Consider the following 15,202-nt stretch of genomic DNA (forward strand, 5'->3'; position numbering starts at 1 on the left):
TATTTTGACATGCATTATTTACGAGAGGTTTATTATGTTAAAACGTCATTTATTACTTGCTAGCGTACTTGCTGGTACCTTTGCAATCACTGCATGTAGCCAACAAACAGAAGAAAACACTGAAGCTGCTGTTGAATCTGCTGGCGATGATGCTGCTGCAAACGCTGATGCTGCTGCCGCTGAAACAGACGCTGCTGCTGCTGAAGCTGAAGCTGCTGCTCAAGACGCTGGTACTGAAGTTGCCGAAGGCGCTGACACTGCTGGTGCAGCTGCGACAGACGCTCTAGAAAACACTGGCGATGCTATTGCTGAAAGCACTAACACAGCGGTTGAAAATACTGCTGAAGCTGTTGCTGATGGTGCTAACGCTGTCGCTGATGGCGCAAATGATGTTGCAGTTGATGCAGAGCAACAGTACTAAGCTACGCGATAACTAAGCACTATAATGACTGATTTGCTGGGATTATATCGATTGATAGATAATCATCGGTAAATAATATCTAAAAAGGGTCATTGCTTTATAAGCCTCAAAATACTAGAAAAGCCTTGGTGATTGCCAAGGCTTTTTGCGTTGTATGCCATTGTTACATTTTATAAAGTAACAGTTTATAAAAGTTAAACTGACATAAAGAGACGGTATAGACTGACAAATAGTCGGTCAACCGCTACGAAGACAGAACAATTTTTGCTATAATCACCGCGTGGTAATCATATCCAATATCATTCAGATTTCTACTAACCTATATACGGTCAGTATGGTCGAATATACAGTGAAATGATTGCTATCAAGCTGTTTTTTAAAATACTATTCAAAATCTAATCAGAGAGCGTCTTATGGCCCTAATATCCTTACGTCAACTTCTAGATCATGCCGCTGAACACAGTTATGGTGTTCCTGCTTTTAACGTCAATAACTTAGAGCAAATGCGTGCAATCATGATGGCTGCGGATGCTTGTGATTCACCTGTTATTGTTCAAGCCAGTGCAGGCGCACGTAACTATGCAGGGTCAGCATTTTTGCGTCATTTGATTATCGCTGCGATCGAAGAATGGCCACATATTCCAGTAGTAATGCATCAAGATCACGGTATGTCGCCAGCTATCTGCCAACGCTCAATCCAGTTAGGTTTTTCATCAGTGATGATGGACGGCTCACTTGGTGAAGATGGCAAAACGCCAATGGACTATGATTACAATGCTAGCGTCACGCGCGAAGTTGTTAAGATGGCACATGCTTGCGGCGTTTCTGTAGAAGGCGAAATCGGTTGCCTAGGTAGTCTTGAAACTGGTATGGCTGGTGAAGAAGACGGCTCTGGCGCTGAAGGCGTATTGGATCATGAGCAGCTCTTGACCAGTGCTGATGAAGCTGAGCAGTTTGTAAAAGATACCAATGTCGATGCGTTAGCGATTGCTATCGGTACTAGCCATGGTGCCTATAAGTTCACACGTCCACCGACAGGCGATATCTTGTCTATTGAGCGCGTAAAAGAGATTCATGCCCGTATTCCTAATACCCACCTTGTGATGCATGGTTCTTCATCAGTGCCACAAGAATGGCTAAAAGTTATTAATGAAAATGGCGGTGATATCGGCGAAACTTATGGTGTGCCAGTTGAGCAAATCGTTGAAGCGATCAAACATGGTGTGCGCAAAGTAAACATCGATACGGATTTACGTCTGGCATCAACTGGCGCTATCCGTGAATTCCTTGCGAAAAATCCAAGTGAATTTGATCCACGCAAGTACTTCAAAGCGTCTATGGTAGCGATGTCAGATATCTGTACCAATCGTTTTGAAGCGTTCGGCTCTGCAGGTCAAGCACATAAAATTCGTCCAACCAGTCTTGAAGGTATGGTAAATTTTTACCAATAAGACTGTGTTGTAGAACGTAGTTGTTAATCATGAAGTAGCAGCTGATTTTATAATATTTTACATAAGAGGTCGTAAATAATGATTGGATTGATTACCGGACAGGTGCAGTACTTGATGGCACCGACTGCTTGTATCATGACGACCTCTGGTGTGGGTTATGATATCGAACTGCCATTGCCTTCATTTTGCCAGTTACAGCTTAACGAACAAGCCAGCATTTGGACACATTTCCATGTTCGCGAAGATGCACAGTTGCTCTACGGCTTCATCGATCGAAAAGAACGCGATGTCTTTCGCCAATTAATTAAAATTAACGGGGTTGGTGCAAAAATGGCCTTGGCTATGCTGTCTGCAATGTCAGCAGCTGAGTTAAAAATGCATGTTGAGCAAGAGTCGGAGATGGCATTAACTCGTATCCCAGGTATCGGTAAAAAGACAGCGCAACGTTTATTGATTGAGCTAAAAGACAAGTTAAAGAATATCGACGTTGATAGTGGCTCGTTTGAATTGACACCTCAGAAAACTACGATTTCTCACGAAGGCAGTATCATCGCTGAAGTGGAAGGCGCGTTGATTAGCTTGGGCTACAAAGAAAAAGAAGCTCAGCTGGCGATTAAAGCTGCTAAGAGTAAAGGAGATACTTTTGCTGATACTCAAGGTCTGTTAAAAGCTACTTTACAGCAACTATCTGGCTTTTAATTCATATTAACTAGCCGTCTATCGATGACAACCACATAATGTATTAAATTAATAAGCGACATTAAATGTCGCTTATTTTCGTTTTAGTACTCGCTTAATGAGGTTTTGCATGACTTATGCGCAGCGTTTGGTTATGCTATTTGTTAACTAATTTTTTAATACAATGATAAATTCTATGACGCAAGATCGTTTAATTAATCCGCTAGAAGGTGCAAGTGACGCTCCTGATGCCAATATCCGACCAGCATTATTGGCCGAGTATATTGGTCAGCCGGTGGTGCGTGAGCAGATGGAAGTGTTCATCGGTGCTGCTCGTGGCCGTGACGAAGCGCTAGATCACACACTTATATTTGGTCCACCGGGTCTGGGCAAGACGACCCTTGCCAATATCATCGCTCGTGAGATGGGTGGTAATCTGCGTTCTACTTCAGGGCCTGTGCTTGAGCGCCCAGGAGATTTGGCAGCCATGCTGACCAACCTAGAAGCAGGTGACGTACTGTTTATTGATGAAATTCACCGTCTAAGCTCGGTTATTGAAGAAATCCTTTATCCAGCAATGGAAGATTTCCAATTGGACATTATGATTGGTGAAGGGCCTGCTGCGCGTTCTATCAAGCTTGATTTGCCGCCGTTTACCTTGGTAGCAGCAACGACGAGAGCAGGGCTACTGACGTCACCACTACGTGACCGTTTTGGGATTGTACAGCGTCTTGAATTTTATAATATCGCAGACCTAACGACGATTGTCAGTCGCGCAGCACGTCTAATGCGTGTACCAATGAGTGAAGACGGGGCTGTAGAGATTGCGCGCCGTGCACGTGGTACACCAAGGATTGCTAACCGCCTATTACGCCGCGTGCGTGACTATGCCGAGGTAAGAGGCGACGGTAGTATTAATGGCGCGATTGCAGGTAGCGCGTTAGATATGCTGGCAGTGGATAGACGTGGTCTTGATCATCTAGACAGACGTTATATCGAAATATTGCATGAGCGCTTTGACGGTGGTCCTGCGGGTGTTGAAGCAGTGGCAGCAGCGATGGCTGAAGACCGTGGTACACTTGAAGATGTGATTGAGCCATATCTGATTCAACAAGGTTATGTGCTGCGTACTGCTCGTGGCCGCGTACTGACACAGATGGCAATAGATCAGATGTTATAGTAATCAGTATTCAATATAAAAAATGCGCCTGCTTTTGATGAGAAGTAGGCGCATTTTTTTGTTTAAATCTAAAATTATGAAAACTTTTCTGAACTGATTGAGTAAAAATAAATCTGATTTCTAAGCCAAAATTCGCCAAACAACTACCAAGACAGCCAGTATATAAAATATAGGTGATAGCCAGCCGATAACTTGCGTAGCGATAGCGATAAATATAGCAAAACCTGCGAGTGCCAACCAATCACGACGACGGTCATTTAGCATGTCAGCGCGAATCTGTTGTATTTCGCGTAGTTGACTGTCCTGACGAGAGCCCTGTGAGGCAAGGCTTTGTAGCCCTTGATCTAATAGTTTAGGAATATCGGTGGTAGACAGGAGCATTTCAGGCAGTTGTTGGCGCAGTTGCTGTAGATTACGCATAGGATCTAACTGTTCTTTAATCCAACTGCTTAAAATTGGCTTGGCAAGTGACCAAATGTCCAGATCAGGATATAAATCACGACCGAGTCCTTCCACATGGACCAAGGTTTTTAGCAGAAGCATCAGCTGCGGCGGGATACTCATATGGTGTCTACGCGCAATGTCCAAAATCTGCATCAGTACGCCAGCAAAGTCGATATCATCGATTGATTTTTGTAGCATAGGGCCGACGGTACGTTTCATATCACGCATCAGGGCATGTTTATCAGCATTTGGTGGTATCCAACCTGCACGGCTGACGATATCAACCACAGCGGTAAAGTTATTGTTCATTACGGCAAGTAACATCCGCGCCACGATGAGCTGATCGTCTTTTGATAAAGTGCCCATGATGGCGCAATCAAGCCCGATATAACGTGGTGCATGACCTAAATCAACTGCTGCCATACCTGCATGTAAGGTTTGCACAGGTGGTGTTTCTACAAACACATTGCCTGGGTGCATATCAGCATGAAAGAAGTTATCACGGAAGACCTGGGTAAAAAATATCGTTAAGCCTTTTTCTGCAAGCGCCGCACGGTCATAGCCTAACTGATCAAACATCTCAACTTGTGAGATAGGGACACCTTGGATACGCTCCATGACCATCACGTTTTTGGCAGCGTCGTAAACTTCAGGCACATACATCAGTGCTGAACCCAAGAAGTTATTACGCATCTGAGTAGTATTATCAGCCTCAAGTGTCAAATCAAGCTCATTGAGCATGACTTGCCGATAGTCTTCGACAATATCAATGATATGGATGGCACGTGCCGCCTCAATACGCGCAGATGCCCAACTTGCCAATTCCCGCAGTAGCTCAAAATCAGAGACAATCACAGTGCGAATATCGGGGCGAACCACTTTTACCACGACTTCACGCCCATCATGTAGGGCAGCTGTGTGAACTTGAGCGATAGAAGCAGCCGCTAACGGCTTGATATCGAATCGAGCAAACAAGGTTTCAATGGACTGGCCAAGACCATGTTTAGAATGTTGAATTTGAGCGACAGCAATATCAGCGTCGAAAGGCTTAACTTTGTCTTGCAACTGAATCAACTGAGCGATAATCTCAGGCGGTACCAAGTCGCGACGCGTTGAGAGTAACTGGCCAAGTTTCAAAAACAGCGTACCCATGTCCTCAAGCGCATACTTAATCGCATTTGGTTGGTGCTTTTTGCCCCATGCTGCTGGATGAATGCGAATTAATCGCGCCAAAGGTTGCAGCTGCGGTGCTTCTTCGATAGAAAAATGGGTATCAAGGCGATACATTGCGGCGATACGCCAAAGCTCAAGTAGACGAGCGCGGTGCGATAATAGCATGAGGTTAGGTACTCTAAACAAAGACGAAAATGGGGTAAGCGCTGCGCTTAATCATAAATAATGCCATCGGTAATAGCGTTCATTTATGATTGATGTAGTCGACTATTGATGAAACGAGTTATTCAGAAACTGCGCTTGCTCTTCTTTGATAGCAGCAAGTTTGGCTTCTTCTCGTTCGACGTCAGCACGTAATTTTAACAGTTGCTGTTTCAGATCATTTACTTCAGCCACCTCGATAGGATCAGGTGTGCTATTGCCAGCCACTTCATTGGCCCAATCACTGACATCATCAAAAGCACGTTTGGCACTATGACGCCAGCTACCTTTGAGCTGAGAGATAAGGAGATGTAACTGGCTAGCCATTGGCTTACCAATAAATGGTTCAAGCTGTCCAGCCACGTCAGGATCAAATCCTGCAACCAGTTGCTTGAGCTGCATTAGCACTTTGTAATCGCCAGCGATTGGCAGGTTACCTTCCGCACCGCGCATTAGATTGAGTAGTTGAGCGGCATTATCTACAGTGATAGTACAGTCTGGACGACTATGACCAAAACGTGCGCGCTCTATGCCGGCTCTTTGGCGCTCATTCATCTGGCCACTTGGCTCAAATATGCTATCCGTCGTGACCGGCTCAAAGCGCAAACGCTCTTGAGTAAACAAGATATCTAAATGAATTTCAGGCATTCCCATATTAAGACGTAACACCTTACCTGCAAGGGGCGCTAAACCTGCTTTGGTAATCTCATCACTCGCAATGGCAATATTAATTAGCTTTTCGGCTCCAGCTAATAGAAGGACAGTCAGCATAAGGTTCTCGCATCGGTAAGTGAGCGCCTTAGCATTAGCTGCATCAGCGCATCGTGTGTTCGTATTAGGTTCAATATGGCCTGTTAAACGTAATGGTCTTGCCAATCTTGCTCTGTCGTTACGCTTTAAAGCCGCGATGGACAGCCACGATACCAGCAGTCAAGTTATGATAATCACAGTTCTCAAAACCAGCTTGTTGCATCATCTGCTTAAGTGTCTGCTGATCAGGATGCATACGAATTGACTCAGCCAAGTACTGATAACTTTCAGCGTCATTAGCAATCAGTTTACCCATCACTGGCAACGCGGTAAATGAATACAAGTCATAAGCTTTAGATAGTGGCTCAAATACTGGCTTGGAGAATTCTAAAATCAATAGACGACCACCTGGCTTTAGGACGCGATACATAGATTTGAGCGCGGCATCTTTGTCTGTGACGTTACGCAAACCAAAGCTAATGGTTACCAAATCAAAGCTTTCGTCATCAAATGGTGCTAATGTCTCAGCGTTTGCTAATACAAAGTCAACGTTATTACAACCAGCATTAATCAGGCGCTCACGGCCTACTTCTAGCATCGCAGCATTGATATCAGATAGTACCACGTGGCCATTTCTACCAACTTCACGGCTAAATACTTTGGCTAAATCACCCGTGCCACCCGCGATATCAAGGACATGTTGACCAGCGCGCACGCCTGATAGGCTAATCGCATAGCGCTTCCACAGACGATGAATACCGAATGACATCAAGTCATTCATGATGTCGTATTTTTTGGCAACTGAGGTAAATACGTCAGCCACACGTGCTTGTTTTTCAGCTTTATTGACTGTCTTATAGCCAAAATGCGTCTGCTCATTACCATCTGTTTCAGGCGTGTGCGGATTATTGATATCATCACGCTGATTGAATAGTGTTTGTTTCATGGTTTGCTCTGAAGTATTTGTGCGAGTCGTTTTGTCGTTGTTTGGCATAGTGGTTTGTTGGCCTTGCGGCTTTCCAGTTGGTAAATCTTGAACTTTAGTAAAGTCGCTATTGTCGTCATTGGCGAAGCTATTATTCTTGCTCGGCACGACATTAGTTGTTTGATTGCGTAATATCTGCGCGCTAATCTGCTGATTGTGAGCAATACTATCTTTGACCAGTTTGTCTTGCAAATGACCATTGGTCGTTGTGGCTTGATTAGAATGAGCGCTGCTATCTTTTGAATTATTAGTCATCATATTGTCCTAGAATTTATTTTTATGATTGTCTTTATCGGAGAAAATCGTTAAATAGTAAGCGTCAACTGGCCATTTAGCATATTGAGCTTATGATACACCAAACGCTACTGGCTTACTGCCATTATCCGAATCATGCACCTGATCAACGATTGACAGTTCGCGCTTGCAGAATGGCTCGATAAAATCGCTGACGCTTTTCAGGGGCTTCATGGCCTTAAAGCCTGCATCAATAAAGTCATAAAGTGGTTGAAAGTTATGACGATAGGCAGCACCTTTTGCCAATGCAAAGGCTTTTTTGAGCATAAACGAATTTAGATGTTTGTCCGTGCGATAACAGACGTCTTTTAAATTGGCAATTTGCACTCGGCGCTCGGCTTCTTCATCAACAGCGCGGTAGGCGGCTAGCATATTCTCTTCGTTTACTGGCAAATCCTGAGCAAGTAACCACTGAGCCAAATGCAAATCTAACTCAATAGCTAAAATTGCTGCTTGGATGCCCATACTACCAGCTTCTAGAGCTGATTCTTTGGCAAGACGTTCTAACTTTTTCGCTTTTGGCAGGATACGTGCCAATTGTTTGGCTAGCATCTCGAACTCATCGCCACCATATAGTTTTGTTAAAAAGTAATCTGCCATTAACTGGTTTTTTGGCTGTTCAAACAGCTCGCGATGAGTGTGACGAATACGTACTTGTTGCCATGTTTGTACTTCATTAAGCTTGGCTTTCAATATATCATTTTGGTGATGAGGCATCGCCCAAAAACGTGTCAAATGCTGTTGTAAATCAGCTAAAGCGGTCATGGCAGTGAATCCTGTATAAGTAAATAGGGTGATCAAACTTAAGTATGGTTGTTTTAAATATGGTGGTTCAGGGTTATAAGATTTTCAACAACTGTTCTATCCTATACCCAAAATTGTGTTCACCTTAAAAGAAAATAATTAAGAATACAAATACCAATCTGTTACACAGCAATATTATTTACTCGACTGGCGCAGTGCTATGATTAAATGAGATAAAAATGATTGATGAGATAGAAATATTAAGAGTTATCTTATTGAGAGCTATCCCATAAGTCATTCATTAGTAAAGCCGCCCAATAACAATAATAGCGAGTGTAATCATGTCTAAAAAAAATGATACTACTGAACCAAAAGCACCACAAGCGGTAAGTACACAATTTAGTGAGCAAGTTGTGGAGCAGCGTCTAAAGCCCAATCCTTTGAGTCAGTTTTCACTGGATGAGGATTCGCTTAGACTGGCATTGGTAACAGCTCAGTATGCTTTAAAAGCCACTCGCCAGCAAACGCCGCCGACCCTCAATAAGCCAACAGGTCTATTAGTACTAGTTAATGGAATGGAGCAAGCGGGTAAAGGTACTGCCGTTAAACAGTTACGGCAATGGGTAGATCCAAGGCTGCTTAAAGTTGAGGCCACTATTGGTCATTCGCCATTGAACTATCAACCCATTTGGCAAGCGCATACTAGCGCCATGCCGCGTCATGGTGACGTCATGGTATATTTCGGCAACTGGTATGCTGATTTATTATATAACGTCATGCGACTAGCGACATCAGATAGTGAGAACCTTGAAGTATTGTCAAATGATAAAGGTCAAAAAGGTAAAAATTCGCTTCCTATCGCTCAGTGGCAAGACTATCTACAGCAGCAGTTAAATACACTAAAAGCATTTGAAAAGGATCTCATTGCCAATCAAACCAAATTATTAAAATGTTGGTTCCATGTTGATATTGAAACGTTACACAGTCGCTTAAAGGATGATGAAGCAGATCCGCAGTTTTTGTATCAAATTGACTGGAATAACAAACGAGTCATCGAGAAGTTTAATGAGGTGGCTGCGACCTTGCTGCGTCAACAGGATGATTGGGTCATCATTGATGGTGACGATAAGTTAGAGGCCGCTGATAACTTTTGTCACTTGGTGCTACATGCTATGCAAACCGCGCTGGCGAGTAGTCAGGCAGATAGCAATGATAATGACAACGACAAGGAAACATCAGAAAACCGTTCCCAGTCCGAGACATTGGAACTTAACTCAGATATTAAACAAAAACAGTTTGAGCCTGTGTCGATACCTAAGCAGCTGACGTCTATTAAAGATAAAAAAATCAGTAAGTCCGACTATCGTGAGGCATTGGCGGAGAAGCAAGCAAGGCTCGCTGAATTGCTACGTGCACGCCAAGGTCGGCATGTTGTATTTGCCTTTGAAGGAATGGACGCTGCTGGCAAGGGCGGTGCAATCAAAAGGTTGGTTGCCCCGCTAGATCCCCGCGAGTATCAAATCTATAATATTGGCGCACCGATGTTGTATGAGACTCAGCATCCTTACTTGTGGCGATTCTGGACGAGATTGCCTAACGAGCAAACGAACCGTATCAGCCGTATCGCTATTTTTGATCGTACATGGTATGGGCGCGTATTGGTTGAGCGCATCGAAGGGTTTGCGTCTACTGATGAATGGCAACGAGCATATGATGAAATTAATCGTTTTGAGGCAGACTTGGCAGCAGCAGGAACGTTGGTTATCAAATATTGGCTAGCGATTGATAAAAAAGAGCAGCTTAAACGGTTTGAAGATCGTCAAGAAACACCGCATAAGCAATTTAAACTAACGGATGATGACTGGCGTAACCGTGATAAATGGTCAGACTACGTGCAATCTGCAGCAGATATGCTGGCACGCACAGATACAACGACAGCGCCATGGTGTGTTATTGCGACCAATGAAAAACGTCAAGCGCGTTTAGATGTGTTAGATCATGCTATTGAGCAGTTGTCTGCATTTACTGAAAGCAAGTAGTTGTTAAGAATGAATGAGTTTTAAGGGCTCTTATAGGTTTATATAGCTGTATTTTTCAAGTATTTCCTAAGTAGGATAGCTCGAAACATATTCGAGTTATCCTGTCTTTTACAGAGTGTGGTCTTGTCCGTATACACTCACAGTTACAAATCTCGCAATATCATCATGCATTATGTGCTCATATTTAATATAATAGAGCGCAAAACAGCTCCTGCTAAATAATAATTTTAATTTAGCAAACAACGTGTTTTGGTTATTTAGTATAGATAACTTAATAATTACGACAAAAATTGTTACAATAGCTGTTAGTAGTACTACAAATATCGCTAAGAAATATATAAGCCGCAAGATGCTGTAATCAGACGATTTGGCAATATCACTTGCGGCTTTGTGACATGTTGAAGGATGTGTTTTTCTTTGCCGTTATAATAGTCGGTTTAAGACCTTCTAATCGCATGTTGTATATTTTATATATGCTACTTCATTAGATGCCGTAAAAAGTACTGTGAGTAGCAGCGCAATATTATCAACCTTATATAATTTTAATCAGCTTACGCAGGACGTACTAACGTATGGGTATTAGCAGCAGTTCTACAGAGTCAGTCAAGCCAGTTGGCTCTATGAGAATAAATCTATTTTTTGCCATTTTACTGATTGCGATGACTTCCTACTTTTTGTGGTGGGGTTTAGATTACACCATGCGTCAGCAAACGACGCTATTCATCGTGGCGACCGCTTTTGGTGTCTTTATGGCATTCAATATCGGTGGTAACGATGTCGCCAACTCCTTTGGTACTTCGGTGGGTGCAGGGACGTTGACTATCCCGCAAGCATTGGGTATTGCCGCGATATTTGAAGTATCGGGGGCAGTCCTTGCAGGCGGGGAGGTGACTGATACGATTCGAAGCGGCATCGTTGATCTAGATGGTCTATCAGTGACGCCCAATCAGTTCATTTATGTCATGCTCTCCGCATTGGTTGCAGCAGCATTTTGGCTGTTATTTGCGACCAAAAAAGGTCTGCCTGTTTCGACCACTCACTCCATTATTGGCGGTGTGATTGGTAGCTCCATTGTGTTAGGTATCACGTTAGGTGGTACGGACATGGCGCTATCAACGGTAGACTGGGGAACAGTTGGAACTATCGCTATTTCTTGGGTGCTGTCACCGCTATTAGGTGGCGTGTTGTCTTATCTTTTATATGGACAAATCAAGAAAAACATCATTGAATATAACGATAAAACCGAAGCCTATATTGCGACGCTAAAAGGCAATAAAAAAGTCTTAAAGCAAAACCATAAAGAGTTTTTGGATGGTTTGACAGAGTCTGAGCAATTGGCATATACGTCAGCGATGTTACGCGATCAGGAAATCTATAAAGATGATGATTGTATCGTTGAAGATTTAGAAACTGATTATTATAAAAAGCTTTATGATATTGAGAATGAGCGTAGTAGCCTTGATACTCTAAAAGCACTTAAGCAATGGGTACCTATCATTGCTGCCGCAGGTGGTGCGGTGATGACTTCTCTAGTCGTCTTTAAAGGTCTTAAAAATGTTAATAGCGGCCTGACCACACTACAGGGCTTCTTGATTATGGGTATGATAGCGGCACTAGTATGGTTAGCGACCTATATCTATACCAAGAGTATCCGCGGTAAGCATAAAGAAGATTTGACCAAAGCGACGTTCATTATGTTTAGCTGGATGCAGGTCTTTACCGCGTCAGCTTTTGCCTTTAGTCATGGTTCAAACGATATCGCCAACGCGGTTGGTCCTTTTGCCGCCATCATGGATGTGATTCGTACTAATAGTATCGCTACTGAAGCTGCGGTACCACCTGCTGTCATGCTGACTTTTGGTGTGGCACTAATCGTTGGTCTTTGGTTCATTGGTAAAGAAGTGATTCAAACCGTTGGTACCAATCTAGCGAAAATGCATCCAGCTTCAGGTTTCTCAGCTGAGTTAGCTGCAGCAGCTGTTGTGATGGGTGCATCGACGATGGGTCTGCCTGTATCGAGTACTCATACGCTAGTAGGTGCGGTACTGGGTATCGGTATCGTCAACAGAGATACTAACTGGAAGCTTATGAAGCCGATTGGCTTGGCTTGGATTGTGACGCTGCCTGCAGCGGCTACTATGTCAGCTATCAGTTATCTTGTATTGAGCAACATTTTTTAATGCGCTGTTTTTATTAGTGAATTATTATAATTGAGTTTGAATAACTAGGTTCAACGTAATAAAAAACGCTTATCAGCATCATGCCGATAAGCGTTTTTTTAATGATATATAACGATTTACTCGGTACCAAATTGCTTACGTTTTTTGGCAAAAAATCTGTCCAATCTATCCATCGCATTTTCTAGGTCAAGCAAGTTAGGTAAGAACACCAGACGGAAATGGTCGGGTCTGTCCCAGTTAAACCCAGTACCTTGAACCATCAATACGTTTTCTTCAACTAGCAAGTCCATCATAAAATCCATATCATCGGTGATAGGGTAAACCTCTGGATCCATTTTTGGAAAGCAATAAAACGCGCCTTGAGGCATGGTACAAGAAATACCTTTGATAGCATTAAGACGTGAGACTGCCATTTCACGTTGCTTATATAGGCGACCTTTTTCAGAGGTCAGGTCTTGCATGCTCTGATGCCCACCCATCGCGGTTTGAATAGCATATTGTCCTTGCACGTTAGAGCAAAGGCGCATAGATGCGAGCATATCTAAGCCTTCAATAAAGTCAGCTGCATGCTGCTTGCGGCCTGATACCATCATCCAACCTGAGCGAAAGCCTGCAATACGATGTGACTTTGACAAGCCATTGTAAGAGAGCACCAGCACGTCGTCAGTTAGGGTGCTCATCGGGGTATGTACATTATCATCATAGAGAATACGATCATAAATTTCATCGGCCATGATGATCAAATCATGCTCTTTAGCGACTTCGATGATTTGCTTTAATAACTCATCACTATAAAGTGAACCTGTCGGGTTATTTGGGTTAATGACCACGATACCTTTCGTTTTGCTTGTAATTTTAGACTTGATGTCTTCAATATCAGGGTGCCAGTTATCTTCTTCATTGCAGCGATAGTGCACAGCAGTACCGCCAGCGAGGTTGGCTGCTGCTGTCCAAAGCGGGTAGTCTGGCATTGGAATCAGGACTTCATCGCCATCATTCATCAACGCCTGCATAGTCATGACAATAAGCTCAGAAACCCCATTGCCCAAATATACGTCACGTACGTCAACGGCCGACAGCAATCCCTTTGATTGGTAATATTGCAAAATGGCTTTGCGCGCTGAGAAAATCCCCTGCGAGTCTGAATAGCCAGTCGCCTCAGATAAGTTCATAGCGACATCACGCAAAATCTCATGTGGGGCTTCTAAACCAAAAGGCGCTGGATTACCCACGTTTAGTTTCAATATGCGTTTGCCTTCTGCCTCCATCTTATTGGCAGTCTGCAATAGAGGGCCACGAATGTCATAGCAAACGTTTTGTAATTTATCAGATTTTTTTATAGTGTTCATAGCATGACCGTTTTTCGGATTGGTTGTCGAATTGGTTTTTGAGCCTTTAGGAGCAGCAAAAGGTTTTGTTGATTGAGCGTCAGTTGCTTTAATATCTGACTGGGTGTGTAAATTCGTATCTAGCTCTTGATATTCACTGTGCTCTACAGATGATGTTGACTCGTCTATATCAATAGCCTCGTTATTGAGGTCGCCGCGCAACAGATATCCTTCACTACAACCCAAAATACGTGCGAGCGTAGGCAGCTTGGATGAGACAATACCGTTGGTACCACGCTCCCAGTTTGATATAGCACCACGGCTCACTTTTGCACCAGCGGCTGTCATGGCTTGTGCTAGCTGCTCAGCAGTAAATCCTTTGTCACGGCGCAACTGTACCAGTCGTTCCGCTTGCGTACTTTTACTATTGTCGTTAGACATTGTTATTTGAGCCTTTGTTAATCAGTAAATATTCAGTGTAGAGATATATTAAATATGTTAGTTAAACACTAATGCAAGATATTATTGCATTAATAGTTAATTTGCAAATGATTTTACAATCAGCTCTATTAGATTTTGCAAGTATATCTTGCAATTAACATTTGGTTTATATCTATGTGGCTATAAATCTCTTATATAGACTATAAAATGTATAGGTATTAAAGTTACATCTTTACCCATCATTATCTAAAATTAATTTGCTATATTTAACTCAATTAATCGCTTCAATCATGCTGTCTATCTCACAACATAGAGAGTACTTTTCTTATATATGCCTTGAATAGTGCGTCGATAACCAACAGATAGAGCACGTCGTTCTCATAATCATATGGCGATAAAATAGTTACCGAGATTAGATAATAAATACTCGAATAAGGATAAATTATGCAAGACAACCAACTAAGCAAAGAAGAGATCAGCCAATTGACTGAAGCTGACTGGAAAGAGCGTTTGACCGCTGATGAGTATCATATTATGCGTGAGAAGGGCACCGAGCGTCCATTTACAGGTGTATACAATGATGCGACTGATGATGGCGTTTACCGCTGTAAAGGCTGCGGTGCAAGCTTATTTGACTCAAGCAATAAATTTGATGCGAGCTGTGGCTGGCCAAGTTTTGATCAAGGTATCGATAACAGCGCGATTGAAGAGCACGTCGATAACTCGCTAGGTATGACTCGTACCGAAGTCACTTGTAGCAACTGCGGCGCACATTTAGGCCATGTATTCCCTGATGGTCCTACTGAGACAACAGGTATGCGCTATTGCATTAACTCAGTATCTATCGATTTAGATAAGTCTGAGAAGTAAGTAGCCTAAATAGTATTAGAAAC

Annotated in this window: 12 protein-coding genes; 7 read left to right on the forward strand and 5 right to left on the reverse strand. The window is 43.0% G+C overall.

The features are described from left to right. Nucleotides 1-34 precede the first annotated feature (34 nt). The 4 genes from Q0788_RS00360 to ruvB all read left to right on the forward strand — a co-directional run bounded on the left by Q0788_RS00360 (nt 35) and on the right by ruvB (nt 3,730). Nucleotides 35-421: a hypothetical protein gene (locus tag Q0788_RS00360; protein WP_201567361.1), complete on the forward strand. Its 387-nt coding sequence runs from the start codon at nt 35-37 to the stop codon at nt 419-421. A gap of 413 nt (nt 422-834) precedes the next feature. Next, nucleotides 835-1,872, forward strand: coding sequence for a class II fructose-bisphosphate aldolase (gene fba, locus Q0788_RS00365; RefSeq protein WP_057760953.1), 1,038 nt, complete (start codon nt 835-837; stop codon nt 1,870-1,872). Between the two features lie 78 nt (nt 1,873-1,950). Then, the gene (gene ruvA, locus Q0788_RS00370; RefSeq protein ID WP_298807178.1) at nt 1,951-2,571 is read left to right on the forward strand and encodes a Holliday junction branch migration protein RuvA; all 621 of its coding nucleotides are present in this window, start codon (nt 1,951-1,953) and stop codon (nt 2,569-2,571) included. Nucleotides 2,572-2,746: 175 nt separating this feature from the next. After that, nucleotides 2,747-3,730: a Holliday junction branch migration DNA helicase RuvB gene (gene ruvB, locus Q0788_RS00375; RefSeq protein ID WP_057760949.1), complete on the forward strand. Its 984-nt coding sequence runs from the start codon at nt 2,747-2,749 to the stop codon at nt 3,728-3,730. Between the two features lie 120 nt (nt 3,731-3,850). On the opposite strand, the gene Q0788_RS00380 is transcribed toward ruvB, so the two are convergent. The 4 genes from Q0788_RS00380 to Q0788_RS00395 all read right to left on the reverse strand — a co-directional run bounded on the left by Q0788_RS00380 (nt 3,851) and on the right by Q0788_RS00395 (nt 8,342). Beyond that, nucleotides 3,851-5,512: an AarF/UbiB family protein gene (locus Q0788_RS00380; protein ID WP_298807180.1), complete on the reverse strand. Its 1,662-nt coding sequence runs from the start codon at nt 5,510-5,512 to the stop codon at nt 3,851-3,853. 102 nt (nt 5,513-5,614) lie between these two features. Then, nucleotides 5,615-6,319, reverse strand: coding sequence for a hypothetical protein (locus Q0788_RS00385; protein ID WP_298807181.1), 705 nt, complete (start codon nt 6,317-6,319; stop codon nt 5,615-5,617). Nucleotides 6,320-6,437: 118 nt separating this feature from the next. Further along, entirely contained in the window at nt 6,438-7,292 is an 855-nt protein-coding gene (gene ubiE, locus Q0788_RS00390) for a bifunctional demethylmenaquinone methyltransferase/2-methoxy-6-polyprenyl-1,4-benzoquinol methylase UbiE (protein ID WP_298807657.1), read from the reverse strand. Between the two features lie 336 nt (nt 7,293-7,628). Beyond that, nucleotides 7,629-8,342, reverse strand: coding sequence for a hypothetical protein (locus tag Q0788_RS00395; protein ID WP_298807182.1), 714 nt, complete (start codon nt 8,340-8,342; stop codon nt 7,629-7,631). Between the two features lie 320 nt (nt 8,343-8,662). Between Q0788_RS00395 and Q0788_RS00400 the strand changes: the two genes are divergently transcribed. Together Q0788_RS00400 and Q0788_RS00405 are read left to right on the forward strand one after the other, a co-directional pair. After that, on the forward strand, nt 8,663-10,360 hold the full coding sequence (locus Q0788_RS00400; RefSeq protein WP_298807183.1) for an ATPase: 1,698 nt from the start codon (nt 8,663-8,665) through the stop codon (nt 10,358-10,360). A gap of 572 nt (nt 10,361-10,932) precedes the next feature. Beyond that, nucleotides 10,933-12,540 carry an inorganic phosphate transporter gene (locus tag Q0788_RS00405; protein WP_101206393.1) on the forward strand — a complete coding sequence of 536 codons (1,608 nt, stop codon included), beginning with the start codon at nt 10,933-10,935 and terminating at the stop codon, nt 12,538-12,540. A 116-nt stretch (nt 12,541-12,656) separates the two neighbouring features. On the opposite strand, the gene Q0788_RS00410 is transcribed toward Q0788_RS00405, so the two are convergent. Continuing rightward, on the reverse strand, nt 12,657-14,309 hold the full coding sequence (locus tag Q0788_RS00410; RefSeq protein ID WP_298807184.1) for an aminotransferase class I/II-fold pyridoxal phosphate-dependent enzyme: 1,653 nt from the start codon (nt 14,307-14,309) through the stop codon (nt 12,657-12,659). Nucleotides 14,310-14,753: 444 nt separating this feature from the next. Between Q0788_RS00410 and msrB the strand changes: the two genes are divergently transcribed. Then, the gene (gene msrB, locus Q0788_RS00415) at nt 14,754-15,179 is read left to right on the forward strand and encodes a peptide-methionine (R)-S-oxide reductase MsrB (protein ID WP_057760931.1); all 426 of its coding nucleotides are present in this window, start codon (nt 14,754-14,756) and stop codon (nt 15,177-15,179) included. Nucleotides 15,180-15,202: the final 23 nt, after the last annotated feature.

It is taken from the genome of uncultured Psychrobacter sp., from assembly GCF_947500265.1.
In the GTDB taxonomy this organism is placed as follows: domain Bacteria; phylum Pseudomonadota; class Gammaproteobacteria; order Pseudomonadales; family Moraxellaceae; genus Psychrobacter.

Excerpts from the sequence above, each read along its gene's own strand:
- ruvB (WP_057760949.1), top strand. The coding sequence starts at position 2,747 with ATGACGCAAGATCGTTTAATTAATCCGCTAGAAGGTGCAAGTGACGCT.
- Q0788_RS00380 (WP_298807180.1), bottom strand. The coding sequence starts at position 5,512 with ATGCTATTATCGCACCGCGCTCGTCTACTTGAGCTTTGGCGTATCGCC.
- Q0788_RS00410 (WP_298807184.1), bottom strand. The coding sequence starts at position 14,309 with ATGTCTAACGACAATAGTAAAAGTACGCAAGCGGAACGACTGGTACAG.
- Q0788_RS00400 (WP_298807183.1), top strand. The coding sequence starts at position 8,663 with ATGTCTAAAAAAAATGATACTACTGAACCAAAAGCACCACAAGCGGTA.
- Q0788_RS00395 (WP_298807182.1), bottom strand. The coding sequence starts at position 8,342 with ATGACCGCTTTAGCTGATTTACAACAGCATTTGACACGTTTTTGGGCG.
- Q0788_RS00360 (WP_201567361.1), top strand. The coding sequence starts at position 35 with ATGTTAAAACGTCATTTATTACTTGCTAGCGTACTTGCTGGTACCTTT.
- ubiE (WP_298807657.1), bottom strand. The coding sequence starts at position 7,292 with ATGCCAAACAACGACAAAACGACTCGCACAAATACTTCAGAGCAAACC.
- Q0788_RS00405 (WP_101206393.1), top strand. The coding sequence starts at position 10,933 with ATGGGTATTAGCAGCAGTTCTACAGAGTCAGTCAAGCCAGTTGGCTCT.
- Q0788_RS00385 (WP_298807181.1), bottom strand. The coding sequence starts at position 6,319 with ATGCTGACTGTCCTTCTATTAGCTGGAGCCGAAAAGCTAATTAATATT.
- msrB (WP_057760931.1), top strand. The coding sequence starts at position 14,754 with ATGCAAGACAACCAACTAAGCAAAGAAGAGATCAGCCAATTGACTGAA.
- ruvA (WP_298807178.1), top strand. The coding sequence starts at position 1,951 with ATGATTGGATTGATTACCGGACAGGTGCAGTACTTGATGGCACCGACT.
- fba (WP_057760953.1), top strand. The coding sequence starts at position 835 with ATGGCCCTAATATCCTTACGTCAACTTCTAGATCATGCCGCTGAACAC.